The organism is Oleidesulfovibrio vietnamensis (genome assembly GCF_055388115.1).
On sequence record NZ_AP042419.1, the window covers coordinates 1005842 to 1030956 of the forward strand.

At 58.2% G+C, this 25115-nt stretch carries 23 protein-coding genes and 1 riboswitch; of the genes, 12 read left to right on the forward strand and 11 right to left on the reverse strand.

The window, feature by feature from the left end; translation table 11 throughout:
* The first annotated feature begins 6 nt into the window (after nt 1-6).
* The 10 genes from mraY (at nt 7) to ACZ5D1_RS04310 (ending at nt 11869) form a co-directional block, all read left to right on the forward strand.
* Nucleotides 7-1083: a phospho-N-acetylmuramoyl-pentapeptide-transferase gene (mraY, locus tag ACZ5D1_RS04265; RefSeq protein WP_011367077.1), complete on the forward strand. Its 1077-nt coding sequence runs from the start codon at nt 7-9 to the stop codon at nt 1081-1083.
* Nucleotides 1084-1097: 14 nt separating this feature from the next.
* Nucleotides 1098-2441: a UDP-N-acetylmuramoyl-L-alanine--D-glutamate ligase gene (murD, locus tag ACZ5D1_RS04270; protein WP_464556016.1), complete on the forward strand. Its 1344-nt coding sequence runs from the start codon at nt 1098-1100 to the stop codon at nt 2439-2441.
* Nucleotides 2441-3559, forward strand: coding sequence for a putative lipid II flippase FtsW (ftsW, locus tag ACZ5D1_RS04275; protein WP_273194099.1), 1119 nt, complete (start codon nt 2441-2443; stop codon nt 3557-3559). The genes murD and ftsW overlap by 1 nt, the downstream gene beginning before the upstream one ends.
* On the forward strand, nt 3556-4677 hold the full coding sequence (murG, locus tag ACZ5D1_RS04280; RefSeq protein ID WP_455697060.1) for an undecaprenyldiphospho-muramoylpentapeptide beta-N-acetylglucosaminyltransferase: 1122 nt from the start codon (nt 3556-3558) through the stop codon (nt 4675-4677). Before ftsW ends, murG begins: the two co-directional genes overlap by 4 nt.
* A gap of 31 nt (nt 4678-4708) precedes the next feature.
* Complete coding sequence (gene murC / locus ACZ5D1_RS04285; protein ID WP_034618703.1) at nt 4709-6046, forward strand: UDP-N-acetylmuramate--L-alanine ligase; 1338 nt, start codon at nt 4709-4711, stop codon at nt 6044-6046.
* A gap of 5 nt (nt 6047-6051) precedes the next feature.
* Nucleotides 6052-6951, forward strand: a complete 900-nt coding sequence (gene murB / locus ACZ5D1_RS04290) for a UDP-N-acetylmuramate dehydrogenase (RefSeq protein WP_011367082.1) — start codon at nt 6052-6054, stop codon at nt 6949-6951.
* Between the two features lie 149 nt (nt 6952-7100).
* Nucleotides 7101-7778: a cell division protein FtsQ/DivIB gene (locus tag ACZ5D1_RS04295; RefSeq protein ID WP_464556522.1), complete on the forward strand. Its 678-nt coding sequence runs from the start codon at nt 7101-7103 to the stop codon at nt 7776-7778.
* A gap of 26 nt (nt 7779-7804) precedes the next feature.
* The gene (ftsA, locus tag ACZ5D1_RS04300) at nt 7805-9031 is read left to right on the forward strand and encodes a cell division protein FtsA (RefSeq protein ID WP_011367084.1); all 1227 of its coding nucleotides are present in this window, start codon (nt 7805-7807) and stop codon (nt 9029-9031) included.
* 37 nt (nt 9032-9068) lie between these two features.
* Nucleotides 9069-10376 carry a cell division protein FtsZ gene (gene ftsZ / locus ACZ5D1_RS04305; protein ID WP_464556018.1) on the forward strand — a complete coding sequence of 436 codons (1308 nt, stop codon included), beginning with the start codon at nt 9069-9071 and terminating at the stop codon, nt 10374-10376.
* A 255-nt stretch (nt 10377-10631) separates the two neighbouring features.
* Nucleotides 10632-11869, forward strand: a protein-coding gene (locus ACZ5D1_RS04310; protein WP_455697283.1) for an IS3-like element ISDde2 family transposase whose coding sequence is annotated in 2 segments (ribosomal slippage) — nt 10632-10986 and nt 10986-11869 — 1239 coding nt in all. Because the reading frame shifts where the segments join, the coding sequence is not laid out codon by codon here.
* Between the two features lie 175 nt (nt 11870-12044).
* Here the strand turns inward: ACZ5D1_RS04310 and ACZ5D1_RS04315 are convergent.
* Nucleotides 12045-12548 carry a PaaI family thioesterase gene (locus ACZ5D1_RS04315; protein WP_234703601.1) on the reverse strand — a complete coding sequence of 168 codons (504 nt, stop codon included), beginning with the start codon at nt 12546-12548 and terminating at the stop codon, nt 12045-12047.
* Between the two features lie 76 nt (nt 12549-12624).
* Nucleotides 12625-12788: riboswitch (FMN riboswitch) on the forward strand.
* Nucleotides 12789-12918: 130 nt separating this feature from the next.
* Here ACZ5D1_RS04315 and ribB point away from each other — a divergent pair.
* A complete protein-coding gene (gene ribB / locus ACZ5D1_RS04320) occupies nt 12919-13578 on the forward strand; it encodes a 3,4-dihydroxy-2-butanone-4-phosphate synthase (RefSeq protein WP_011367087.1) in 660 nt (219 codons plus the stop codon).
* A 147-nt stretch (nt 13579-13725) separates the two neighbouring features.
* On the opposite strand, the gene ACZ5D1_RS04325 is transcribed toward ribB, so the two are convergent.
* From ACZ5D1_RS04325 to ACZ5D1_RS04370, 10 genes are all read right to left on the reverse strand, one after another.
* A complete protein-coding gene (locus tag ACZ5D1_RS04325) occupies nt 13726-14577 on the reverse strand; it encodes a zinc metalloprotease HtpX (RefSeq protein WP_011367088.1) in 852 nt (283 codons plus the stop codon).
* A 165-nt stretch (nt 14578-14742) separates the two neighbouring features.
* Nucleotides 14743-15762, reverse strand: coding sequence for a 4Fe-4S binding protein (locus ACZ5D1_RS04330; RefSeq protein ID WP_455697285.1), 1020 nt, complete (start codon nt 15760-15762; stop codon nt 14743-14745).
* 344 nt (nt 15763-16106) lie between these two features.
* Nucleotides 16107-16910, reverse strand: coding sequence for a phosphoribosylanthranilate isomerase (locus ACZ5D1_RS04335; protein ID WP_455697286.1), 804 nt, complete (start codon nt 16908-16910; stop codon nt 16107-16109).
* A complete protein-coding gene (locus tag ACZ5D1_RS04340) occupies nt 16907-18451 on the reverse strand; it encodes an ABC transporter ATP-binding protein (RefSeq protein ID WP_464556021.1) in 1545 nt (514 codons plus the stop codon). The genes ACZ5D1_RS04335 and ACZ5D1_RS04340 overlap by 4 nt, the downstream gene beginning before the upstream one ends.
* A gap of 249 nt (nt 18452-18700) precedes the next feature.
* On the reverse strand, nt 18701-19525 hold the full coding sequence (locus ACZ5D1_RS04345; protein WP_011367092.1) for a histidinol-phosphatase: 825 nt from the start codon (nt 19523-19525) through the stop codon (nt 18701-18703).
* Between the two features lie 64 nt (nt 19526-19589).
* Nucleotides 19590-19883: a late competence development ComFB family protein gene (locus tag ACZ5D1_RS04350; RefSeq protein ID WP_011367093.1), complete on the reverse strand. Its 294-nt coding sequence runs from the start codon at nt 19881-19883 to the stop codon at nt 19590-19592.
* A 205-nt stretch (nt 19884-20088) separates the two neighbouring features.
* A complete protein-coding gene (locus ACZ5D1_RS04355) occupies nt 20089-21279 on the reverse strand; it encodes a PhoH family protein (RefSeq protein ID WP_027181498.1) in 1191 nt (396 codons plus the stop codon).
* Between the two features lie 97 nt (nt 21280-21376).
* Nucleotides 21377-22198 carry a phosphate ABC transporter permease PstA gene (gene pstA, locus ACZ5D1_RS04360; protein ID WP_464556525.1) on the reverse strand — a complete coding sequence of 274 codons (822 nt, stop codon included), beginning with the start codon at nt 22196-22198 and terminating at the stop codon, nt 21377-21379.
* A gap of 132 nt (nt 22199-22330) precedes the next feature.
* The gene (pstC, locus tag ACZ5D1_RS04365) at nt 22331-23227 is read right to left on the reverse strand and encodes a phosphate ABC transporter permease subunit PstC (protein WP_011367096.1); all 897 of its coding nucleotides are present in this window, start codon (nt 23225-23227) and stop codon (nt 22331-22333) included.
* 107 nt (nt 23228-23334) lie between these two features.
* Nucleotides 23335-24144, reverse strand: a complete 810-nt coding sequence (locus tag ACZ5D1_RS04370; protein WP_011367097.1) for a phosphate ABC transporter substrate-binding protein — start codon at nt 24142-24144, stop codon at nt 23335-23337.
* Between the two features lie 413 nt (nt 24145-24557).
* Between ACZ5D1_RS04370 and ACZ5D1_RS04375 the strand changes: the two genes are divergently transcribed.
* On the forward strand, nt 24558-24971 hold the full coding sequence (locus ACZ5D1_RS04375; protein ID WP_011367098.1) for a hypothetical protein: 414 nt from the start codon (nt 24558-24560) through the stop codon (nt 24969-24971).
* Nucleotides 24972-25115 lie beyond the last annotated feature (144 nt).

A 25115-nucleotide genomic window follows, 5' to 3' on the forward strand; every position in this document is an offset into this window, starting at 1 on the left:
CCGCATATGCTGTATCATTTCCTGTATCCGCTCAGCGCGGAACTGCCGCTGCTCAACGTGTTCCGGTACATCACATTCCGTTCGGTGTGGGCGCTGCTGACGGCGCTGCTCATCACCATTTTCATCGGCCCGCGGTTTATCCGCTGGCTCAAGCGCGTCAAATGCGGGCAGTACATTCAGGAAGAGGTCTCCTGCCATGTGCAGAAAGCGGGTACCCCCACCATGGGCGGGCTGCTCATCGGCTTCAGCCTTATCATCAGCGTGCTGTTGTGGGGCGACCTGACCAACGTGTACCTGTGGCTGGTCATGCTGGTGTTTACCGGCTTCGGTCTGGTGGGCTTTCTGGATGATTATACCAAGCTGCGGCGCAAGACCAATCAGGGGCTTACCGCCCGTTCCAAATTTTTGTGGCAGATGGTCATAGCGGCTGTGGCCATGTATTTTCTGGTCAAGGAACCGGCGTACTCCACCGTGCTTTCGTTTCCGTTTTTCAAAAATCTGCAGCCGGACCTCGGCTGGTTCTACATTCCGTTTGCCATGATTGTGCTGGTCGGTTCGTCCAACGGGGTCAACCTGACAGACGGCATGGACGGGCTGGCCATAGGGCCCACCGTGGTTGCGGGAATCGTTTTTTCCATTTTCATCTACATTGCAGGACACAGCCAGATAGCCGGATACCTGCAGGTCCCCTATGTGCCCGGCATGGGTGAGGTGACCGTTTTCTGCGGCGCACTTATCGGTGCCGGTCTGGGTTTTCTGTGGTTCAACGCCTACCCCGCGCAGGTGTTCATGGGCGACGTGGGTTCGCTGAGTCTGGGCGGCGCGCTGGGTTTTCTGGCTGTGCTGTGCAAACAGGAACTCATCATGCTGGTGGCCGGCGGGCTTTTTGTTCTCGAATCGCTCTCGGTCATTCTGCAGGTGGGGTATTTCCGCATGACCGGAGGCAAGCGCATTTTCCGCATGGCTCCGCTGCATCACCATTTCGAACTGAAAGGCATTCCCGAGTCAAAAATCATTATCCGCTTCTGGATAATGTCCATCGTGTTCGGACTGATGGCGCTTTCAGTGCTCAAGCTGCGCTGAAGGGGAAGACAGATATGCATACCGTTATACCGCATACACACGACGCGCCTGCCGCCGCACCGGTACGTTCCGGCGCTGTGGCCGTGGTGGTGGGCACCGGCCGTTCCGGCACGGCTGCCGCACGTCTGCTGCACCATCTCGGGGCGTCAGTCCGCATAGTCGAAAAAGACGAAAGCCGTGTTTCCGCCGAATTCGCCTCGCTGGCGGCTAGACTGGGATTTGACTGCCGCTACGGCAGCCACAGCGCAGAACAGTTTGCAGGTGCCGATATTCTGGTACCCAGCCCCGGCGTGCCGGTGGCATCACTGCTGCCGTATCTTGATGCCTCCCGCCCGCCGGAAATTATGGCCGAAATTGATCTGGCTGCGCGCTGCGTGACCAGTCCGGTGCTGGCTGTTACCGGCACAAGCGGCAAAACCACAACCGTCAGCCTGTGCGCGGCTATGCTGCGTGCAGCGGGCAAGCGTGTTTTTCTGGGGGGCAACATAGGCACGCCCCTGTCGGAATATGTGCTGGATGTGGCTGCTGGTGAGGCTCCCGCCGATGTGCTGGTGCTGGAAGTCAGCAGTTTTCAGCTGCAGACATGCACCACACTGCGGCCCGAAGTGGCGGTGCTCATAAATATTTCTGCCAACCACCTCGATTACCATGTTGACATGCAGGAGTACCTTGATGCCAAGTTCCGGCTGTTTGCCCTGCAGGGGCCGGATGATCTGGCCGTGCTGCAAAGCGGCATGGAGGAACTTGCCGACCGCTATGCGCTGGCGGCCCGACGCGAGTTTTTCGATGCTGTGCGGCGTTTTCCGCGCACGGCGCTGCTGGGCAGTCATAACATGGCCAACATAGAGGCAGCCTGGCTTGCCTGCCGGGCTTTCGGCGTGACGCAGTTGCAGGCGGCGCAGGCGGTGGAAGAGTTTGCCCCGCTGGAGCACCGGCTGGAAAAGGTGGACGAGGTGGCCGGCGTGCTTTTTGTCAATGATTCAAAATCCACCACGGTGGATTCCATGAAGGCGGCGCTGGAAAGTTTTGACAGGCCCGTATTGCTGCTGTGCGGCGGCAAATGGAAGGGAGGGGATCTTGTATCGCTGATTCCCGTCGTCCGCCGTCATGCAAAAGCCGTGGGGCTGTTCGGCGCCAGCAGAGAAATTTTTGAACACGCGTGGGCGGATGTGGTGCCCATGAGCTGGGATCATGACCTGCAGACGGCGTTCAGACGTATGACGGCCATGGCACAGCCGGGCGATGTGGTGCTTATGTCGCCTGCCACGTCCAGTTATGACCTGTACAGCAACTACAAGGAACGCGGCGAAGATTTCAAGCGGAATGTGGCCGCGTGGAAAGCGGAGCGTGACGACTGATGGCAAGGGCGCAGACGGCAGAAGGCATCCGCACGGCCGACTGGTGGCTGCTTGTGGCGGCACTGGCACTGCTGGGCTTCGGGCTTATGATGGTGCTGTCTTCCAGCGCGGTCATGGCCGAACGGTTTTACGGCAGCAAGTACTTCTTTTTTCAGAAGCAACTTGTGTATGCCGGAGCCGGACTCGCCGTGATGTGCGCTTTGAGCATGCTGCCGCGCGGCGTACTGTACCGTATGCAGTATCCGGCTCTTTTCGGGGCTTTTCTGCTGCTGGTGCTGGCGCTTACTCCGCTGGGGGTAGAGGTGAACGGAGCACGGCGCTGGATTTCTGCGGGGCCGTTTTCCATTCAGCCGCTGGAATTTACCAAAATCGCTCTGGTGCTGTATCTCGGCTATTTTCTCAGCGCCAAGCAGGAGCTTGTGAAAACCTTCAGCCGCGGGGTCATACCGCCGTTTTTTGTTACCGGCGTTCTGTGTTTTCTGCTGTTGTTGCAGCCGGACTTCGGCGGTGCTGCGGTGCTGGCCATGATTCTGTTTTTCATGTGCCTTACGGGCGGCACGCGGTGGGTGTATCTGGCGGCTTCCGCCCTGCTTGCCTGCGGGGGGGCCTGGCTGCTTATCGTGCAGTCCACCTACCGGTCGCGGCGTCTTCTGGCGTTTCTCGACCCGTTTGCCGATGCGCTGGACACCGGCTACCAGCTGGTGCAGTCGCTGTATGCGCTGGGTACGGGCGGAGTGGCCGGAGTGGGACTGGGAGCAGGACATCAGAAGCTGTTTTTTCTGCCCGAAGCGCATAACGATTTCATAATGGCCGTGGTTGGCGAAGAGCTTGGATTTCTGGGCGTGACGCTGGTTTTTGTGATGATGGCTGTCTTTTTTTACAGAGCGTTCACCGTGGCGGTGCGTCAGCAGGACCTGCGCGACAGGCTGACAGCCTTCGGCGTGACCATGATTCTGGTTCTGGGCGCCACCCTTAACATGGCCGTTGTTCTCGGGGTTGCCCCGCCCAAGGGGGTACCCATGCCGTTTCTGAGCTACGGGGGCAGCAGTCTGCTGGGCACGCTTATCTGTGTCGGCCTGCTGCTTAATTTCTCGCGCAGCGCAGGGAGTACACAATGAAGCGCGTGCTGCTGACAACCGGTGGTACAGGCGGGCATATCTTTCCCGCACTGGCCGTGGCCGAAGAAATACGCAGGCAGTATCCTGCCGCAGATATTCTTTTTGTGGGCGGAAGTTACGGGCCTGAAGCACGCATCGTGCCCGCGCACGGGATACGCTTTGAAGGACTGCCCGTACGCGGAGTCATGGGGCGCGGCTTAAAGGCACCGCTGGCTCTTGCTGCCATGACAGCCGGGGTGGCCAGAGGGATGCGGCTGGTGGGCCGCTTTAACCCGGATGTGGTTATCGGGTTTGGCGGATATGCCGCCTTTGCCGCCATGGTGGCTGCAAAGCTGCGCGAAAAGCCCTGTGCCGTGCACGAACAGAACAGTGTGCCCGGCATGGCCAACAGGCTGCTGGCAAAGATAGCGGACAGGGTTTTTATCTCGTTTCCCGATCCGCAGGAGTATTTTCTGCAGCGCAAGACGGTGCTTACGGGAAATCCCGTGCGTGCGGCCATTGCCGCGGCCGGAGCGCACCGCGCAGGGCATGTGCCGGCGCGCAGGCTGCTTGTGATGGGAGGCAGTCAGGGGGCGCACGCCCTTAACCTTGCCGTCGTAAACATGCTGCCGCAACTGCGGGACGCCGGTGTGGAAATACTGCACCAGACAGGCGCTGCCGATCTGGAAGCCGTACGGTCGGCATACGACAAGGCCGGCGTGCAGGCCACGGTGGTTGATTTTGTGGAAGATATGGCTGCTGCGTATGCCTGGACAGACCTTGCACTGTGCCGGGCCGGAGCCACAACGGTATTTGAACTGGCCGCCGCCGGAGTGCCCGCCGTGTTTGTGCCGTTTCCTTTTGCCACGCACGACCATCAGACCGCCAACGCTGCTTTTCTGGCGGACCGCGGAGCGGCACAAAGCATAGCGCAGCGCGATCTTGAGTCCATGCCGCCCGCCGTGCTGGCAGGACAGATCATTGACCTGCTGAAAGACCACGGACGGCTGCAGGCCATGTCTGCGGCGATGCGCAGGATGGCAAGACCCGAGGCTGCAGCCGCCATAGTGAGCGGCGCAAAAGATTTGATAAGGAAAAAGCCCTTAAGGTCGCTGGTGCCTGAGCGGGAAGGAGAATAACGGCGTGATCGGAAAAGTTTTCAGAATTCATATGGTCGGCATAGGCGGCACGGGAATGTGCGGCATAGCCGAGGTGCTTCTCAATCTCGGTTTCGAAGTGCGCGGCTCCGACATGAATGACAGTCCTTCCGTGCGCCGTCTGCGCCGTCTGGGGGCAGATATTTTCATCGGCCACGGTGCCGAAAACGTGACGGACGCACAGGTGCTGGTGAAATCGACAGCCGTGAGCATGGATAATCCGGAAGTGCAGGCCGCGCAGGAAAAGGGCATTCCCATTATTCCGCGTGCCGAAATGCTGGCCGAACTGATGCGGCTGCGCAAGGGCATAGCCATAGCAGGCACCCATGGCAAAACCACCACCACATCGCTTACGGCAGCCATTTTTGACGAAGCCGGTACCGACCCTACCGTCATCATCGGGGGCAGACTGAATGCATACGGCTCCAATGCACGGCTGGGAGAAGGCGAATTTCTGCTGGCCGAAGCTGACGAGTCCGATGGATCGTTCCTGTGTCTGTCGCCGGTGGTCAATGTTGTGACCAATGTGGATCTGGACCATGTGGACTTTTATCATGATCAGCAGGCCATCGACACAGCGTTCATCAACTTCATGAACAAGGTGCCTTTTTACGGCATGAACGTGGTGTGCGGTGATGACGCCGGTGTGCGGCGCCTGCTTCCTCAGATCAAACGACCTGTGCTTACCTACGGTTTCGGTCCCGACAATCAGTTGCGGGCCGAGACTGTAACCTGCGGCGAGACCAGCCGGTTCAGGGTGCTGCTGCATGGCGAAGATCTGGGCGAAGTGAATCTTGTGCAGCCCGGCAGACACAATGTGCTTAACGCGCTGGCAGCCATAGGTGTGGGGCTGGAAACAGGCATCGCGGCGGATGTATGTCTGCGCGGGCTTGCCAACTTCCGCGGAGTGGGGCGCAGGTTTGAGCGCAAAGGCGAGCGCGGCGGAGTGCTGGTCGTGGACGACTACGGGCACCATCCGGCGGAGATTGCGGCGACTCTTGCCACGGCGCGCACGTGCTACCCCGGGCGCAGGCTTGTGGTGGCTTTTCAGCCGCACCGGTTCAGCCGGACCAAGGCGCTGTTCGGCGACTTCTGCAAAGCTTTTGACAACGTGGACAAGTTGCTGCTGACGGAAATTTATCCTGCGAGTGAGGCTCCCATACCGGGGGTCAGCGGTCAGAGTCTGGCGCAGGGAATCCGGCAGGTAAGCAATACCGATGTGGATTACTTTCAGGATTTTGATGCCATGCGTGCCGCACTGCCGGAAACGCTCCGGCCGGGTGATCTGTTTCTTACTCTTGGCGCCGGCAGCATCTGGACGGTGGGACAGTTTTATCTGGACGGGGAATAACAGCTGTGAAGCCCGTGATACTTTCTGGTCCGGTGCTGAAAGAGCGCACCACACTCCGGCTGGGCGGACAGGCCCTTGCCGAAGTGCGTCTGGACGACATGCATGCCTTTGACGGGCTGCCGCGGGTGCTGGAACGTCTGGGAGGCACTCCGGCTGTGCTGGGGCGCGGCAGTAACATACTGGCCCGCGACGGAGAATTGCCGCTGGTGATAATCAACCCCGCGCTGAAAGCAGAGCCGGAAGCATGGGCAGACCCGCAGGCAGAAGACCGTGTGCTGGTGCGTGTAGCGGCGGGAGTCCGGTTGCCGGTGTTGCTGGGCAGACTGGCGGCACAGGGGCTTTCGGGACTGGAAGGTCTGGCGGGGGTGCCCGGAACCGTGGGCGGAGCCGTAGCCATGAACGCCGGATCGTACGGCAACGACATGGGCTCGGTGCTGTCTTCCGTCGAAATTTTTTCTGCCGGTACCGGCATGATCTGCGTGCCGCGGTCGCAGTGCCGCTGTGAATACAGGCATTTTTCGGTTCCTGCTGCCGGAGGATGGTTTGTGGTGGCTGCCGTGACGTTGCAACTGCGCAGGAGCACTGCCACTGCAGTACGTGATGCAATGCGCAGCAATGCGCTGCTGAAAAAGAAGACACAGCCCGTGACGGAACACAGCGCCGGATGCGTTTTTAAAAATCCCGCTGATGGGATAAGTGCCGGCAGACTGCTGGACCAGTGCGGATTCAGAGGGCGCGGAAAGGGCGGTATGGCTTTTTCGTCACTGCATGCAAATTTTCTTGTCAACAAAGCACAGGGTACGTCAGACGATGCAATGGATCTGATAAATGACGCCCGGCATGCTGTTGAGAGAGCCACAGGGCATTATCTTGAGCTGGAAGTGAAAATCTGGCCATGGCAGTAAAGCGTTCAACGAATAAACGCGAGTCTGCACCTCGCAGGAGTAATAATAGTTACAGGCGCAAAAAAAAGGTTTTCAAATCTCCTGAACTTCCGTCAGGATGGTTTTTTGTTACAAGCGCTGTAGTGCTAAGTGCAGTACTGCTTTCTGCAATGAGCTTCAGTTGTCTATATGCGTACAGACTTTTGACAAGTACCGGATACTTTGCTGCAAAGCAGATTGAAATTCAAGGCATACACATGCTCAGTGATGATACTGTTGTCGGTATCTCTGAAATAGGTCCCGGTACAAACCTGCTGAGTGCCAATATCGAAAAAGTTGAACAAAGGTTACTTGAAAATAACTGGGTAAAAAATGTTTCTGTAAAAAGGTTGCTTCCTGATAGAATTCATATAAGAATAGAGGAGCGTGTACCTCGGTTCTGGGTGCAAAAGGGCGGTGTTTTGTGCTATGCCGACAGTGAAGGACGCATAATAGCTCCTGTCGGTTCGGAAAAATTTGTATCGCTGCCCTTGTTGCAGATAGACTCCGAAGCCGCCGAGCTTGTGGGATATATGCCGCAGGTCATACGCGCGGTTGGCGCTTCGGCGCTGCCCCTGCAGGTGGACGATGCCTCGCGCATACACCTGACAGCAGGCAGAAGCGTGGAACTGTACATGGAAGATAAAAATCTTCGTCTGGTTTTCGGGCTGGACGATATGGATGCGGACCTGAGGCGCCTTAGCCTTGTATTTGCCGATCTGGGCAGACGTGGCGAGCTGGAAGGTATGCGCGACATGCGGGCGGAAGGCCCCAACGTGTGGGTACGCCGGCATGCGGCAGCCCGCTAGAACAAGGTTCCGCCGGAGGAGGAGGAATGGCCAAGTCGGATCTGATAGTCGGTCTTGATATCGGCACCACCAAAATATGCTGCGTTGTCGGCGAACCCACGGAAGAGGGCATCGACATTGTGGGCATAGGCACCAGTCCTTCCACAGGGCTGCGTAAAGGGGTGGTTGTCAATATCGAACAAACCGTCCAGTCCATCAAAAAAGCGCTGGAAGAAGCCGAGCTTATGGCAGGCTGCGAAATCCGCTCGGTCTACGCGGGCATCGCGGGCAGCCATATAAAAGGCGCCAACAGCGACGGAGTCATCGCCGTGAAAGGCGGAGAGGTGGCCCCGCGCGATGTCGAGCGCGTGCTCGACGCTGCCAAAGCGCTGAATATTCCCATGGACCGCGAGGTCATTCATATCCTACCTCAGGAATATATAGTGGATGAGCAGCGCGGCATTGCCGATCCGCTGGGCATGGCGGGCGTGCGGCTTGAGGTGAAGGTGCACATTGTCACCGGCGCTGTGGCCAGCGCCCAGAACATTGTGCGTTCCTGCCATCGCAGCGGGCTGGATGTTTCCGACATTGTGCTTGAGGCACTGGCGTCATCCAAAGCCGTGCTGACCGAAGAAGAACGCGAGATCGGCGTGGCACTGGTTGATCTGGGCGGCGGCACCACGGATATAGCGGTGTTTGCCAACGATTCCATAAAGCACACGGGGGTGCTGGCGCTGGGCGGGCAGAACCTGACCAACGATATAGCTTTCGGGCTGCGTACCCCCATGGCTTCGGCTGAAAAAATTAAAATCAAATATGGCTGCGCCATGGCCGAGATGGTCCGCGACGACGAGGGAATAGAGGTTGCCAGCGTGGGCGACCGCGAACCCCGCCGCCTGTCGCGGCAGGTGCTTGCCGAAATATGCGAACCCCGCATGGAAGAAATCCTGTCGCTGGTCGATCAGGAGCTTGTCCGTTACGGGTTCAAGAACATGATAGGCGCAGGTGTTGTTCTGACCGGTGGTACGGCCCTTATAGAAGGCTGCCAGGAACTGGGGGAACAGATTTTCAACCTGCCCACCCGCATAGGGTATCCCCGCAACGTCGGGGGATTGAAGGATGTGGTCAACAGCCCGAAATTTGCCACCGCCGTGGGGCTTTTGTGCTACGGCGCGGAAAAGGAAGGGCTGGAACTGAAATTCCGGATCCGCGACGGCAACATGTTCAACCGTGTGCTGTCGCGTATGCGGAAGTGGTTCTCTGATATATCGTAACTTTGGGTTTCCACCGTATCGGCTAAAGGAGAGGCATATGGATTTTCACGATATCGATATCGACAGCTCGGCCAAGATCAAGGTCGTCGGCGTCGGCGGTGGCGGCGGTAACGCCGTGAACAACATGATCACATCGACGCTCAAGGGGGTGACTTTTATCACCGCCAACACCGATGTGCAGGCATTGCACCGTTCGCAGGCGGAATTTAAAATTCAGCTTGGCGAGGCGCTTACCAAAGGTCTTGGCGCCGGTGCTGACCCCGAAGTGGGCAGACAGGCAGCCCTTGAAAGCATTGAAGCCATCCGCGAAGCGCTGGGTGAAGCTGACATGGTATTTGTCACCGCCGGCATGGGCGGCGGCACCGGAACCGGTGCGGCGCCCGTTATCGCGCAGGTGGCCAAGGAAATGGGGGCGCTGACAGTGGGCGTTGTGACCAAGCCGTTTTTCTTTGAGGGCAGAAAGCGCCTTGAAGCGGCGGAAAAAGGTATCGAGCAGTTCCGCCAGCAGGTGGACAGCCTTATCACCATTCCCAACGACAGGCTGCTTTCGCTGGCTTCCAAGAAAGCGACTTTCATTGAGATGCTCAAGCGCGCAGACGAAATTCTGTACTTCGCCGTGAAAGGTATTTCAGACCTCATCATGGTGCCCGGTCTGATCAACCTCGACTTTGCCGACGTCAAGGCGGTCATGGGCGAATCGGGTCTGGCCATGATGGGCGCGGGTACTTCGTCCGGAGAATCCCGTGCGCACGAGGCAGCCCAGCGGGCCATTACCAGCCCGCTGCTTGAAGACGTTTCCATTGACGGTGCACGCGGCGTGCTGATGAACATCACCAGCAGCTACGATCTGACCATTCAGGAAGTGAGCGAAGCCGCAGGAGTCATTCAGGAAGCAGCGCACGAAGATGCCCGTATTTTCTTCGGTACCGTGTTTGACGAAAACATGGGCGATGAAATGCGCATCACCGTCATTGCCACCGGCATTGATACGTCGAGTCTGGATGAAATGCATTCCAGCGGCAAAATTACACAGATACGCGGACGTGCGGGCAGCGGTTCCGGCGGCGGTGGCGGCACTGTGTCCGCAACGCCCCATGCTGCCGCGGCGACAGTTCCGCAGGCGGCAGAAACGGCTCCCCGTAGAACGCTGGACAGCAGCGTACCGCGCGGTGTTGCCACGTTCACCGAAGGCGACAGAAGTATTCCCGCCTACCTGCGCAAGCAGCAGGCTGCACAGCCCGCGGCACCCGCGCCCCGTCAGGCAGCGGTTAACGCCGATGAGGATTTCACCTTTGACGAGGATGAATTTGAAATTCCCTCGTTCATCCGCAGAAAGCCTCAGTAACGTTCCGGTTGTGTCTGTTTGATACAGGCGTGGCAGATGACGCGGCTTTTTGCCCGCACCTGCTGCGGTTGTGCCCGTCATGGTCCGCGGACCGTGGCGCAGTCAGATTCATCAGGTAGACCCCGGCTTGCGGGAAACGATAGCCTCTCCTTTCCCGTATCCGGATCATTAAAAGGCCGCTCTGTACAGAGCGGCCTTTTCAGTTTTTATCTCTGTCCCGTCCTGAAATAGGTTGACAAGTAAGGAGCCTATTTCATGGAAAGTGAAAAGAATCAGCATGTAAAGCGCACCCAACGAGACTACACGATGGCCTTTAAAATATCCGTCGTGACTCAAGTGGAACAAGGCGAAATGACATACAAGCAGGCTCAGAAGATGTATGGTATTCAAGGGCGCAGCACTGTGCTTATCTGGCTTAGAAAGCACGGAACTCTTGATTGGAGCAAGCCTGTGGTACATTCGAGTAAATCGCCAAAAGCTAAAGAGACTCCCGCGCAGCAAATCAGAAGATTGGAACGGGAGCTGAGGGACGAGAGGCTGAAGAACATGCTTCTCAACGAAATGATTGACATTTCAGACCGCGAATACGGGACTGCCATAAGAAAAAAGTTTACCCCCGAGCTGCACGAAATCTTCAACAAAAAGCCAAAGTAAGCTTGGCGGCTTGTTGCAGGCAGCTCGGGGTGAGCCGCCAATCTGTTTATCAGGCCGAAAAGCGTTTTGAATTCCGAGCTATCCAGCTTCAAGTTGTGAAAGAGCTGGTGCTTGCCGTCAGAGCCAGAATGCCTCGGCTTGGAACCAGAAAGCTGTATTCGCTGCTGTGCGATGCTATCAGCGCAAAGGGAATCAAGCTTGGTCGCGATGCTTTGTTCGCGTTGTTACGAAAGGAGCACATGCTCATAAGGCGCAAACGAAACTACACAAAAACAACAAATTCAAAGCATTGGCTCAAGAAGCACCCGAACTTGTTTAAAGATATCCGACCATCAAGTCCGGAGCAGGTTTTTGTTAGTGACATCACATATCTTTCGACAAGAGAGCAGACCTACTACCTCACCTTGGTGACGGATGCTTATAGTAGAAAGATCATGGGACATAGCCTCAATCGGGATCTTGGAGCTGAAGGGGTGTCCAAGGCACTGGAAAAAGCTGCCAGGAACCGTTTGACTACCAAAGAGGCAATCCACCACTCTGACAGGGGGCTTCAGTACGCATCGACCATCTACCAAGACAAGTTGAGTAAGGCAGGGATGCTTTGTTCCATGACTGATGGATACGATTGCTATCAGAACGCTTTGGCTGAACGGGTGAATGGCATCCTGAAGCAAGAGTTTCTATTTGTGCCATGCAAAAGTTACGATGAGTTGAAGGCAGTTGTGGACGAGTCGATCGGAATCTATAATACGGAGCGTCCTCATCTTAGCCTGAATATGAAGACGCCGGAGTATGTACATAAAATGGGCTGTGAGGTTGCCCTCACAGCCCAAACTTGAACAATCTAAAAAACGTCAACTCATTTTAGGACGGGTCACTCTCCGGCACAGGCGGCCGTCTTTGCAGAGCATTTTTCCGCAGGCTGATGCCGTAAGAAAAATCAGGGTACGACGCAGAAGTGACGGCACATGACCGGTGAGGCCGCCCGCGCCGCTCTGCCGGCACCGGATGCCATCATTCCTGTGTTCCGGCGGTCTCCGGCTGCTGTGGTACCCGTTTGACGTAGTAGACGCATCTTCCCTCGGCAATAAGCTGATCAGGGGCAGCGGCTGCTGTAACGCGTACATGCACGCTGGCTATGCGGTTGCCCATCACGCGCACTTCACCTTCGGCCAGCAGGTCGTCAAAAGGTGCCGGTCGCTGATAATCCACACGCATGTCAATGGTGGCTGTTTTATCCAGCGGGCCGAAATGCGTCCACAGCGCCACGGCACCGCATATATCCACCAGTACCGCCGTCACGCCGCCGTGCAGCGCGCCGCGTGCCATGTTGCCGCAAAAGGCGTCCTGATACGGCAGCCGTACTCTGGCAAAGCCGGGTACGGCATGTTCCACACGTATTCCGAGAAGTTTGTGAAACGGGATGGACTGTTCCACAAACGTGAGAAGATCTTTGTGTATTTCCTGCATGGAGGCAAAATACGACGGCGCCGTAAACTGCGCAAGAATAATAGGCACTGTGTGCGCACAGCAGTATGAGGAACTGCTCCAAGGTGTGTTGACAGGCACATAAGGGGGGTTGTATAGCTTGTGAACTTATTCTCAGGGCGGGGTGCAATTCCCCACCGGCGGTCAGCCGGCCCGCGGTGATCAGCTCCGCGCCGGCACAGCCCGCGAGCGCCTGCCGTGGCGGCAGGGTCAGCAGATCCGGTGCAATTCCGGAGCCGACGGTCATAGTCCGGATGAAAGAGGATAAGGCAGCAACCTGTACGCAGGGCGGTGCGCCGCCTGTGACAGTCCTTTCGCCTGTGCCGCGTGTTGCGGTGCTGGCTCACTGCCTGTTCCCACGCCCTTGTTCCGTCTTTTTTCACCAGAAGGGAGTGGTATAATGTCTGCAAAAGAATCTTTGCTTACCGGAACATTTGAAGAACGTGTCGAAGCTGCTCTGGATGCCCTGCGCAGGGGCCACGGCGTGCTGGTGACCGATGATGAAGACCGCGAAAATGAAGGTGATCTGATTTTTGCGGCCGAAACGCTGTCAGACAGCCAGATGGCCATGCTCATCAGGGAATGCAGCGGCATAGTGTGCCTGTGTCTGACAGATGAAAAAGTGCGCGCGCTGGGACTGCCCATGATGGTGGAAAACAACTCCAGCCAGTATCAGACGGCGTTCACTGTTTCCATCGAAGCCTCCTGCGGCGTGTCCACCGGAGTTTCGGCAGCGGACAGGGTGTGCACCATTCAGGCTGCCATAGCCGATGATGCCTGCCCGTCGGACCTGTGCCGTCCGGGCCACGTGTTTCCGTTGCGGGCCCGTCCCGGCGGAGTGCTGGAGCGCAGAGGGCACACCGAGGCCACCGTGGACCTGATGCGCCTTGCAGGGCTGAAACCCTGCGGCGTGCTGTGCGAAGTGACCAACCCCGACGGTACCATGGCCCGTCTGCCGCAGATTGTGGATTTCGGCAGAAAACATGATATGGTGGTGCTTACCGTGGATGATCTGGTACGGTACCGTGAGATGAAGGAAAACAAATCGGCCGCGGCGTAAGCCCGCCCCGCCGGCCGGTCCGTGCCGGAACAGCCGGAGATTTTCAGACGGAGCACCGATAAGTCGGCATGGTGCTTCCTGCAAACGGAAAAAGGCCGCCTCTTTCAGAGGCGGCCTTTGATTTTAGTCGGGCATGTAAGCGCGGTGCTATCTGCCGGCCATCTGCTGCAGACGGCGGATGCGCTCTTCCATGGGCGGGTGCGTGCTGAACAGTTCGGCCATACGCACGCCGCTGAACGGGTTGACAATGAACATGTGCGCTGTGGCCTGATTGCCGCTTTGCATGGGTATTCTGCCGCTGTAGGCCCCCAGTTTCTGCAGGGCGCTGGCAAGATACATGGGATTGCCGGAATACCGGGCTCCGGCTTCATCCGCCATGAATTCGCGCGAGCGTGAAATGGCGAACTGGATGAGCGATGCGGCAACGGGAGCCAGAAACGCCATGGCCAGCGCTGCAATGGGATTTCCGCCGCCTTCCTCGTCATTGTTTCCGCCGCCGAAAATGGCGGTGAACTGCAGTATGTTGCCCAGCATGACAATGACCGAAGCCATGACACCGGCAACGCTCTGCACCAGAATGTCTCTGTTTGCTATGTGCCCAACTTCATGGGCGATAACCCCTTTTAGCTCTTCGGGGGTCAGCAGGTGCATGATGCCTTCTGTCACCGCCACCACCCCGTGTTCGGGGTTGCGGCCTGTGGCAAATGCGTTGGGTGTCTGTTCGGGAATGATACACACGCGGGGCTTGGGAATGCCGGCGCGCATGACCACCTCGTCAACCATGGCGTGCAGCATGGGGGCCTCGGAAGGACTGACCTCGCGGGCGTTGTACATTTTCAGGACTATTTTGTCGGAATACCAGTAGCTGCCCACGTTCATCAGCAGGGCGAAGGCAAAAGCGAAGAAAAGTCCAGTCCGGCCGCCCATTACCCCGCCCATCACAATGATAAGGCCGGAGAGCAGCGCAAGCAGAAGGACGGTCTTCAGTTGACTGGTCATCGAAGGTCTCCTTTTATCCGTAAACTGTGTGTTCTGTGTAGCTTGCAGATGTTTATCCCGCAGGTATCGCGGGAAAACACGTCAGAAGGGAGGAACAATACCCCCCTGACGACAATGATAATCCCGTCCGGCGCGAAGGCAAGAGGCGCAACAGCCTGAAACGTGTTACATCATGGTGCTGTGCAGTTTCTGTATCAGAGCGGCGTCAATTGAAACATCCCATTTTCCCCACCAGACCGCCGCCAGATACGCCGTCCACAGCAGTGCCACAGTGCCGTAGGCGATGGCCCAGTCATACTGTGGTTTGTTCAGGCAGGTCACCTGCAGGCAGTCTTTCTGCGGGCAGCTGCTTATGCATTCGGTGCAGCCCATGCATTCCGCCCTGTTGACCCGCTGCTGCGCATGCACGGCTATACCGGCAGGGCAGGCCGCGGAACACCGGCCGCAGCCGGTGCATGCTGCAGCATTGCGCCGTACGGCGCAGGGGCTGAACAGGGCGGCTATGCCCAGCAGCGCGCCATAAGGACACAGAAAACGGCACCACGGGTTGGAAACAAAAAGGCTCAGCAGGGCCAGTACCGCCAGCACTGTCAGCGCCGTGGCCGAAGGGTGCAGAAAAAAGAGCAGCATTTTGCTGTCGGCCACCATGTTGTAAGGGCCGGTCAGAAAGGATTCCACTGCCCGTGCGTCCATGCCGGTGCTCATTGTCCACAGAAAACCGGCCATCAGGATATACTTGGGAGCGTGCAGCACTGTCCGGATAGCTTTATGCACCGCGGTGCGTGCAGGTGCCGGACGGCTGCGGTTCAGCCCCAGGCGTTTGCCGGTGCGTTCCAGCAGATTGCTGGCCCAGCCTGCGGGGCATATGTACCCGCAGAACCCCTTGCGCAGCAGCAGGCAGATAGCCAGTGCCGCGAAAAAGATGGTCAGCCCTGCGGGATGCACGGGGTCCCACATGCCGGTATTGAAAAAATGCACGGCCCCCAGCAGCGCGCTGATGGGCAGAAACCCTTCGACCATGGGCGGTTTGGGTACATAGACGGCCGATGCGCCGGTGGCCCATTGATAATAAAGAAAGAAACGCCAGCCGCAGAAAATGCAGAACAGGCCAAAGGCAAGCTGTACAGTGCGTCGCACGCGTGCAGGCGAAATCCTGCCGCGCCGTACGCGGGAGCGTGAAAGCATGAGTGTGTCACCCCTTGTGCGCCGCGTTGCGGCGGTATGCAGAGATGGATGTGTGCCGTGCTGTCCGCACTAGCGCACCGGCGGCACAGTTGCAAGCGGAGCGGCAGGACGGTGCGCTGTACAGGCGTGCTTCAGCGGCCGCCAAAAATAAAACCCGCCTGTCCGGTGACAGGCGGGGCGGAAAAACGTCCGGCACAGGCCGGAAGGCTGCGGTCAGCTGGTTTTTTTAATGTAGTAAATCGCGCTGAGAACCGCGCCCAGACCAAGAAAGAAAAAAAGAAAATCCATTCTGATACCCTCGTTAACGCCTGTTGTGATTCATTTCACTATGTGCCTGCCCATCCTTACCGGAAAGCTGACGGATTCTCAAGCCTTGAGCGTCCGCTGCCCGCGGTGTCCCCGTTGCATATCTGTCTGAACGCGGCGGCAGCCTGACGTGCAAATTCATGGCACAGCGCGGGATCTTTGCGCCCTGCGGGGTTTTCAAGTCCGGTATGGGCATCGACACCGGCGGGACGTACTGTCAGCACCGCCTGCCGGACGTTTTGCGGTGTCAGACCGCCCGCCAGAATGACAGGCAGCGGAGAACGCCGCACCAGCGCACGGCTTGTCCGCCAGTCATGCGTTTTGCCGGTGGCGCCGTCCGCGCCGCTTGCCGGATCATGGGTGTCGGTTATGTAGGCGTCGACCAGCTGCGCTGTCGCGTCGATGATACCGGTCAGTTCTTCCAGATTGTCCTTTCCGGTCTCTGTCTGTCTGACAACCAGACTTTTGATGATGTACAGTCCGGGCATCATGGCGCGCAGCGCGGCCAGCTGGTGCACGGGTATGCCGCCGTGCAGCTGGACGTGGGCGGTGCCCAGCATGCGGCACAGCTCGCGGATATCCTGTGCCGTGTCCAGATATGTTATGCATACAGGGCAGACCGGTCCTGCGGCGGACGGGGGCAGTGTCTGCAGCATGCGGCACAGCGCGGCGGCGTCATGCTCGGTGATGTCTTCGGTATGCACGGGCAGACGCAGCGGCAGTCCGATGCAGCGTATGCCGCTTTGCGCAATGACTAGAGCTTCTCGGGCATCATGTACTCCGGCGGCCTGAACAAGGCCGCAAAAAGGGCGCCCCCTGCGCGGCAGGATTACGGTGGTCACAGGGTGTCTCCTGCGGGGCAAACCGGTCCGCAGTATGTTATGCGTCCGGCATTCAGGTGCAGTTCATGGGTTGTTTCCGGCGGGATGTCTTCCTGATGGTGGGTCACCAGCACCAGCTGCCTGCCCGACCGCATAAGTGCGGACAGCGTGGTCAGCATGATGCGGCGGGCGGATTCATCAAGGCCGGAAAGCGGTTCGTCAAGGATGAGCAGCTGCGGATCGCGTACGAGAGCGCGGGCCAGCATAAAACGCCGTAACGTGCCGTAGGACATGCGGCGGATGTCAGTTCCGGCCAGCGCCGCAATGCCCAGCCGGTCCATCCAGCGCAGGGCTGCGGCGTGCTGTTGCGCGTCGGGTGTCTTTCCCCACAGTCCCGTGGAATCGTAAAAACCGGTGTGCACCAGTTCCTCGCCGTTCAGCTCAAGCCGGGTGGAGTGGTAGCCGTCATGACCGTAAAGCGCCTGCACTCTGTCGGAGACCAGCGCCACGTTGCGGCGCACTTCTTCAAGCGGCACCGGTCCGGCCATGCCGAACCAGCGCACTATGCCGCCCCAGGCCTGTCTCTGATCGCCGTACAGCAGCCGGAGCAGGGTTGATTTTCCTGCTCCGTTCGGGCCGCGGACCACCCAGTTCTGCCCCGGTAATATGCTCCATGTTATGTCATGCAGCACCGGCGAGCGTCCCAGATACACATCGGCGTGTTCTATTTCCACCACCGGCGCTGCCCCCGCACATGCGGGGGGCGGCGTGCAGCAGCTGCACTGTCCGGCCGCGGTGTCTGATGCACCGGCCGGCAAGGGCTGGTGCGTGGTGCGCATCAGGTGCAGCGCCTGATGCAGTCCGCCGGTAAATACCAGCCTGCCCTGACGGAGCAGCACGGCCTGCCGGATACAGTCCGGAAACTGCCCGGCTCTGTGCCCGCTCATAAGCACGGTGGTACCCAGAGCAGCCGCACGGTCGATGGCTGCCAGCATTTCGCGGCGGGCAGCTGCATCCAGACCTTCGCATACTTCATCCAGCAGAAGCAGCTGCGGCGAATGGACCATGGCACGCGCCAGAAGGATTTTGCGCAACTGTCCCTGCGACATGGCTTCGAGCATAACCGGCATCAGATGCTCCGCGTCCAGCGCTTTTGCCAGTCGGGCGGCCGCATGGCGCTGTGCCGTACCGGCTGGACGGTACAGCATGTCCGTGCCGAAATAGCCGGAAAGCACGATTTCTTCGCCTGTTATGCGCCATGAGCGGCGCAGGTAGTGCTCCTGCTGCTCTGCCGAAACAAGACCGCAGTGTGTGCGTACGGCAATGGGCGAATCTTCTGCCGAGCCGCGGGGAAACCATAATATGGTGCCGCCGTCGTGCTGGTCGGGGCGTATTGCTCCGGCGGCAAGCCGTAACAGAGTCGATTTGCCGGCGCCGTTGCCGCCCAGCACGGCGCAGTGCGCACCGCGGTGCAGCGTCCAGCTGACTGCATCCAGTGCCGGAACGCTGTTGTGCCGGACACTGACGGATTCCATTGAAAAAAGCGGTGTGTTCTGGGTCATGGTGTATGGAGAAAACGTTGAAAAAAGGCTGCCGGAGCAGGGAGGAAGCAGACTGCCGCAGTGCGAGGCCGTGATATGCTTTTGCAGGGCCGGGGTACCGCTCAGCCCTGTCTTTTGTCTGCGGGTCCGGCCGCGACTGCGCAGGGGCATGTGCCCGTGCCGCATGGAGCAGGGCAGGGGCGCACGGAAACGCACCCTGCCCCGAGTATGGCGGCCATATGCAGCGCAGACGGCAGCCGCGCGTCAGGGTCAGAACGGCCGCGAGTGCATGCGCCGTTTTACAAAGTAGACGCTGTCGTTATAGCCGAAGTCCCGCGCGTACTGTTCCAGCCGGTCAAAGGCGTACCCCACCGAGGCTTCGCTGTGTGCGTCGGACCCGAAGGCAACGGGGATGCCCATTTCGGCTGCCAGTTCCATAAACTGCGGGCATGGATAAATTTCGGCGCAGGGTTTGCGCAGACCGGCAGAAGATACTTCGATGGCCATGCCGGCCTCGTGGACAGCGGTAAGCGCCTGCCGGAACATCTGTCGGGCTTCGTCTCCTGCCGCCCATTCGCGGAACAGGTCAATGCTGAAAATTTTGATGATGTCGGGGTGGGCCACTATGTTGAAAAGGCCCGTCTGCGCCATGGCCTGCATGGTGGCAAAAAAACGGTTGTACAGCGACACCTGCTGCGCCTCGCTCAGCACCTGCCAGTCTTCTTTGCGGTAATCAAAGCCCCATGTATCCAGAAAATGAATGCCGCCTATGACATAGTCAAAGTCATGGGCTTTCAGGGTGTCTGCTATGAATGTCTCGCTGCCTTCCATCCAGTCCATTTCAAGACCGAAAAGCACCGTGGCTTCATTTTTAAATTCTTCGCGCAGCCGTTTTACGTCCGCCACATAGGTGGGAAAACCTTCTATGAGCTTCGGCTGGTAATCGCTGGGGTAGCTGTGTGTTTCCGGCCGGGGCGAATGTTCGGAAAATCCGATGATGTCTATGCCCTTTTTACGGGCGGCATGAAACATTTCTGTCACGCCCGCCTTGCCGTGCGAGTGCAGCGTGTGCAGGTGAGTATCGGTTTTGATCATGGCGGCATCCGGTTTTGGGCCGCGTCGGACGCAGAGGGCACAGGCGCGGACTGCGCGGGCGCGGCTATTGTTTGGGGTTGTGTACTACAGTGGCAATGGCTTTGCGTACGGCTTCCAGAACATCTTCATCCCGTACCGGGTCGCGCAGCACGATGCTGCCCTGCTGGGCATACCGTGCAGGCAAAGAATTGAGGGCCAGTGCGTAGATGTCGTGCAGGTCGGCGGCGCTGGGGGTCATGCCCGGCGGTTCGGTGAGCACTTTTTCCATCATGCGCAGCACGCGGGCTTCGTTGCGGTTACGGATATGGTAAAAATCCGCGTCCCCCAGACGATACTTTTCGTGTAACTGCTTGCTCATGGCGTCTCCTGTGCAGGTTTGGCGCAGTGCATTGCTTTTCCGGCGCAATATCACAAAACGCCGGAAAGGTCAGTATAGCAGTCACATATTCAAAGGGGCAAGCCGCGGACAGGGCAAAGTGCGCCCGAAGGAGAAAATTATACCCCGCACGGTGTGCGCACCATGCGGGGCCGGAAGGTCAGCTGCGCCGCAGCACGGGCAGGTGTTACAGCTTGGATTTTATGACCATGTCGGTGATGGGCCCGCGCGAGCGCTCTCCTTTCAGCACCATGTGAGCGTAGTTGGAGTATCCCTTGAATTTACGCACAATCCAGTTGAGCCCGTTGTTTGATTCGTTCAGGTACGGGTTGTCCACCTGTCTCGTGTCCCCGAGGCACAGGCATTTGACGTTTTCGCCCATACGGGTCAGCAGGGCGCGTACTTCAGACCGCGAAAGATTCTGGGTTTCATCTATGATGACCACTGCGTTTTCTATGTTCATACCGCGGATATAGGCCAGCGGCAGTATCTCAAACCGCTTGGGGTCAAAGCGCAGGGGGGCTTCGCCCGCATTGAGAAACAGCCTGTTGGCGGGGCGTACGCCGTGCAGCTTGAGCAGCAGGTCGCCGATGTATCTGATGTACGGCTCCATTTTTTCACGGATGTCACCGGGCAGAAAGCCCATTTTGGCGCCCAGCTCTATGGTGGGTTTGACCACATATATCTTGTTGTAGCGGTGATGCTGCAATACCAGATGCAGCGCCGATGCCAGCGCCAGATATGTTTTGCCGTATCCTGCCTCGGACTGCACGGAAACAAGGTCTATTCTGTCGTGCAGCATAAGCATCAGCGCCAAATTCTGGTATACGCTGCGGGGACGCACCTGCCATACGTCCTGCATGTAGCTTATCACCTCGTCGCCGTCCGGCCCGTTGAAGACCGGTCGGCCTTCTTCCCAGCGGAAGGCGTTGGGCACCGGCGGTTCCCCTTCGGCGGTAAAACCGGTGAACTGCTGTGATTCAGACTGGAACGGGCGGGAATCTCGGTATTCTTCACAGCGTATGCCACCCATGCCTGCCTGAAGCTGCAGTATTCTGTCGTTGGTGACCAGAATGGGGTCTTCAATGTCTGCATCGTGCACTTCACGCAGAATAAAATTGTCCACCACCTCTTCGGTAAAGGGAGACACGCTTGAGTCATTGCGGATGAATTTGATTATGTCGCGGTGTTCCAGCAGCACGTCCACCACGCGGGCCACTATGTGCCGCAGTCTGGGGTTTGTTTTCAGCGAGTTGAGTTCCAGCAGTACATGGTAGGGGATGAATATGTTGTTTTCTTCTCCGTTGCGCAGGCTCAGAATGCTTTCCGGACTTTCAATAAGAACGTTGGTATCCAGCACAAAGTTTTTGCTGCCCATCATTCCCCCTTGCGGGTCGGCTGTTGCGGCCGGTTCCTGTTGATGAAAAAGGGCGGCGGCGGGTGCCGCCGCCCTGATAAAGCGGTGTGCGTGCTGTCTAGCGCAGCTTTCGCTGCAATCTGGCACGTATGATGATGGCAAGCAGATTCATGCCCAGCACCAGCACTATGAGCACCAGCGCAGTGCCGTACTGCAGCGGACGGGTTTTTTCTATGTCTATGCCTGCGGTGACCAGTACATATATGTGGTAGGGCAGCGCCATTACGCTGTCAAAGACAGAGCCGGGCAGCTTGGGGCTGAAAAACATGGCTGCGGTGAACATGATGGCCGCTGTTTCTCCGGCGGCTCTGCCTATGCCCAGAATGGCGCCGGTCAGAATGCCCGGCGTGGCCGCGGGCAGCACCACCTTGGCCAGAGTCTGCCATTTGGTGGCTCCCAGCGCCAGCGAGGCTTCGCGGTATGTCTGTGAAACAGAGCGCAGGGCTTCTTCGGATGCGCCGATGATAAGCGGCAGGATAAGCGCTGCCAGCGTGAACATACCGGCAAGCAGGCTGACACCCATCTGCATGAGCGTCACAAAGAACGCCAGCCCGAACAGGCCGAAAACCACAGAGGGCACACCGGCCAGATTGTTGATGGCCAGACGCATGGCATGCACAAAGGGGCCTGGTCTGGCGTATTCATGCAGGTATATGGCGGTGCACACCCCCCACGGCAAAGCAATGAGCATGGAACCGTAGCTCAGGGCAATGGTGCCGAGTATGCAGGGAAATATGCCGCCGGCTGTCATTGCGTCGCGCGGGTGGGCTGTCAGAAATTCCCAGTTGACCGCGGGCAGACCGTAAAAGAGCACAAAGCCGCATATGACGGCCAGCGCAAGGGCGTTGAGCACCACTGAGGCCCTGAACAGCATGAACATGAAAGTCTGAAAAGGCTTGCGGCGCTGCAGAAATTTCTGGTCCTGAACCAGTGTGCTTGCGGCGTGCTGCACTGTGTTCCCCCTGAAGACGTTGGCGTTTGGATGAGTCGGTGCGTGGGTCATTGCATTGCTCTACAGGGTCGAAACGCCGACCTGTTTCTTTTTTTCGGCGATCCATGCGGCCAGTATGTTGAACATGAGCGTAAAGATGAAAAGCACCATGCCCGTGGCGAAAAGGGCGTGGTAATGATCGCTTTTAAAGGGTGCTTCGGCCATTTCTGCCGCGATGGAAGCAGGCATGGGCCGCACGGGGTCAAACAGACTGCCCGGAATCATAGCCGCACCGCCGGCCACCATCAACACCACCATGGTTTCGCCGATGGAGCGCGACATACCCAGAATGACAGCCGTGCTTATGCCCGGCAGCGAAGCAGGCAGCACCACGCGCGAGATGGTCTGCCAGCGTGTGGCGCCCAGCGCCAGCGAAGCTTCGCGCAGTTCGTTGGGTACGGAATAAATGGCGTCTTCGGAAATGCTGGTAATGGTGGGAACAGCCATGAATGCCAGCATGATGGCCGCGTTTGTCAGGTTGAGTCCCGTGGCCAGCCCGAATGTCTGCTGCAGAAAAGGCGCCACCACAACCATGCCGAAAAAGCCGATGACCACGGAGGGCAGAGCCTGAAGCATTTCCACCAGCGGCTTGACCACGCTGCGCATGCGGGGCGATGCGATTTCAGAAAGATATACGGCCGTCATGAGCCCCAGCGGTATGGCAATGACGGATGACAGCCCCGTAACGGCCAGCGAGCCGGCAATCATGGGCAGAATGCCGAAGTCGGCGGGGTCGTCTGTGGGGTACCATGCCGTACCGAAAAGAAAATCAAGCGGGGGTACCACGTTGAGCAGGGGCAGTCCTTCCACAAAGAGAAAAATCATAATCAGAAAAAGTACAATGATGCACAGACCGGCGCTGGTCTGAAACGCTCCGGCAATGATGGTGTCTTTTTTACGGCGAGAGAGTGTGATCATGTCGGTTGTCTGTCCGCCTTGGGCTTGGTTGCACGGCAGGCCCCGTGCCGTATCCGGCAGGGGCCTGGCCGCGTTGTTCTTCAGGGACGGAGTGTAGAGGAAGAATGTTACAGCTTGATGAAGCCGGCTTCTTCCACAATGTTCTGGCCTTCGGGCGACAGGATGAAGTCGATAAGGCCCTTGGCCGCACCGGAAACGCTGCCGTCTACATATACCTGCAGGGTGCGGGCGACGGGGAAGCTTTTGTCCTTGGCGGTGGTTGCGTTGCCTTCCACACCGTTCACGGTCAGCGGCTTGACCGAGTTGTCAACGTAGCCGATGCCGTCGTAGCTGATGGCGCGGGGGTTTTTGGCCACGGCCTGCAGCACTGCGCCGGAAGATGCCTGCAGAAGCGCACCGGGGAACACGCGGGTTTTACCCATTACAAAGTGGCTCCAGGTCTCGTAGGTGCCGGAAGACGTGTCGCGCGAAACCACCACAATGCCTTCGTCTTTGCCGCCGACTTCTTTCCAGTTGGTGACCTTGCCGGCATAGATGGCCTGCAGCTGGTCAATGGTCAGGTCGTTGACGGGGTTGCTTTTGTTGACAATGGGAATCACGGCATCAAGGGCGATGACAACCTGCTTGGGGTTCATGCCTTTTTCGGCGGCCATTTTGATTTCTTTGTCTTTCATGGTGCGCGATGCCATGGCGATGTCGGTGGTGCCGTCCAGCAGCGCTTTGATGCCGTTGGAAGAACCGCCGCCGGAAACTGCGATTTCCACATCGGGGTTGGCTTTCATGTATGCTTCAACCACACGCTGCATGATGGGCAGAATGGTTGTGGAACCGGCGATTTTGATCTTCTGTCCGGCAAAAGCGGAAGAAGTGAGGCCGAGCACCAGGGCGGCGACGATGGCAAGATGTTTCATACGCATGGGTTTTCCTCCGATGTGGTTGATGACTTGTTTGTTGTTGTATGCGCCGTACCTGTATCCGTCCGGCGTGTGGGTAACCTAGGTGTCCTTTGTTACGGTGCTGTGTCATGCGGGCAGCATGTTTGTTACGGGCGGTATTCGTCCGGGATTCTGTGGTTTGTCTCCGATATTTCAATATGTTATGTTTTTGTATTTTTGTTCCGGAAGGCTCCGGCAGGTCACAGCACGGTTACAGGGGGCAGTTGCTGCGCACGGGGTCAGTATAGTGCCTTGGCGTCGGTGCGGGATGATAATTTTGTGCTGCAGGCGGTCTGCGGGCCGCTTGCATGTTGTCAACGGCGGCCGCGCAACGTATGCTCTGCAGTGCATGTATGCACGCTGTGTCCGGTAATGCAGACTGTTCAGGAACTGCTATGAAAATCACCTCTTCCGCTTTTTCAGCCTATGCACAGGCTGCCCGCTCCGGCGAGATTTCCCGCGCGGGCAGTGATGTGGTGCACAGCAGAAAAGCCGTGGGTCTGCGGCTGGGCAAGCTGGGCATACGGCTGGAGACGGAAGAGACGCTTGACCATGCATCTGTGGCGCGTGAGGCGGGAGACCGTCTGAACAGACTGCGGGGATTCAACTTTGCCGAATCGCTGCAGGCGCAGGACGCGGAACTGTACGAAGCGCTGCGCACTGCGCCGCCGTCCCGTGCGGCGGAACAGCCCGCGCTGGAATCGGCCTTTGCCGCTCCCAATTACACACGCAATGTGGGAGTGCGCACATACCGGCGGGTTTCGGGTTTTCCTCAGGCTCATTCTTCCATGATAAATGTCAGAGCGTGACGGCCTGTCTGCTGCTCCGGTGCAGGCGGCGTCATGCCGCGCGCAGATGGCGGGCACAACCCGCTGCGTGCGGTGTCTGCAGCGCGTGCCCGCAGCCTTTTGCCTTATTTCTTCTGATTTTTTTCTGCGCCGGTGTCCGGCTGC

Excerpts from the sequence above, each read along its gene's own strand:
- mraY (WP_011367077.1), top strand. The coding sequence starts at position 7 with ATGCTGTATCATTTCCTGTATCCGCTCAGCGCGGAACTGCCGCTGCTC.
- ribB (WP_011367087.1), top strand. The coding sequence starts at position 12,919 with ATGTCTGCAAAAGAATCTTTGCTTACCGGAACATTTGAAGAACGTGTC.
- pstA (WP_464556525.1), bottom strand. The coding sequence starts at position 22,198 with ATGTTCATGCTGTTCAGGGCCTCAGTGGTGCTCAACGCCCTTGCGCTG.
- ACZ5D1_RS04325 (WP_011367088.1), bottom strand. The coding sequence starts at position 14,577 with ATGACCAGTCAACTGAAGACCGTCCTTCTGCTTGCGCTGCTCTCCGGC.
- murG (WP_455697060.1), top strand. The coding sequence starts at position 3,556 with ATGAAGCGCGTGCTGCTGACAACCGGTGGTACAGGCGGGCATATCTTT.
- ACZ5D1_RS04330 (WP_455697285.1), bottom strand. The coding sequence starts at position 15,762 with ATGCTTTCACGCTCCCGCGTACGGCGCGGCAGGATTTCGCCTGCACGC.
- ftsW (WP_273194099.1), top strand. The coding sequence starts at position 2,441 with ATGGCAAGGGCGCAGACGGCAGAAGGCATCCGCACGGCCGACTGGTGG.
- ACZ5D1_RS04340 (WP_464556021.1), bottom strand. The coding sequence starts at position 18,451 with ATGACCCAGAACACACCGCTTTTTTCAATGGAATCCGTCAGTGTCCGG.
- ftsZ (WP_464556018.1), top strand. The coding sequence starts at position 9,069 with ATGGATTTTCACGATATCGATATCGACAGCTCGGCCAAGATCAAGGTC.
- ACZ5D1_RS04375 (WP_011367098.1), top strand. The coding sequence starts at position 24,558 with ATGAAAATCACCTCTTCCGCTTTTTCAGCCTATGCACAGGCTGCCCGC.
- pstC (WP_011367096.1), bottom strand. The coding sequence starts at position 23,227 with ATGATCACACTCTCTCGCCGTAAAAAAGACACCATCATTGCCGGAGCG.
- ACZ5D1_RS04295 (WP_464556522.1), top strand. The coding sequence starts at position 7,101 with ATGAGCTTCAGTTGTCTATATGCGTACAGACTTTTGACAAGTACCGGA.
- ACZ5D1_RS04370 (WP_011367097.1), bottom strand. The coding sequence starts at position 24,144 with ATGCGTATGAAACATCTTGCCATCGTCGCCGCCCTGGTGCTCGGCCTC.
- ACZ5D1_RS04355 (WP_027181498.1), bottom strand. The coding sequence starts at position 21,279 with ATGGGCAGCAAAAACTTTGTGCTGGATACCAACGTTCTTATTGAAAGT.
- ACZ5D1_RS04350 (WP_011367093.1), bottom strand. The coding sequence starts at position 19,883 with ATGAGCAAGCAGTTACACGAAAAGTATCGTCTGGGGGACGCGGATTTT.
- ftsA (WP_011367084.1), top strand. The coding sequence starts at position 7,805 with ATGGCCAAGTCGGATCTGATAGTCGGTCTTGATATCGGCACCACCAAA.
- murC (WP_034618703.1), top strand. The coding sequence starts at position 4,709 with ATGGTCGGCATAGGCGGCACGGGAATGTGCGGCATAGCCGAGGTGCTT.
- murD (WP_464556016.1), top strand. The coding sequence starts at position 1,098 with ATGCATACCGTTATACCGCATACACACGACGCGCCTGCCGCCGCACCG.
- ACZ5D1_RS04345 (WP_011367092.1), bottom strand. The coding sequence starts at position 19,525 with ATGATCAAAACCGATACTCACCTGCACACGCTGCACTCGCACGGCAAG.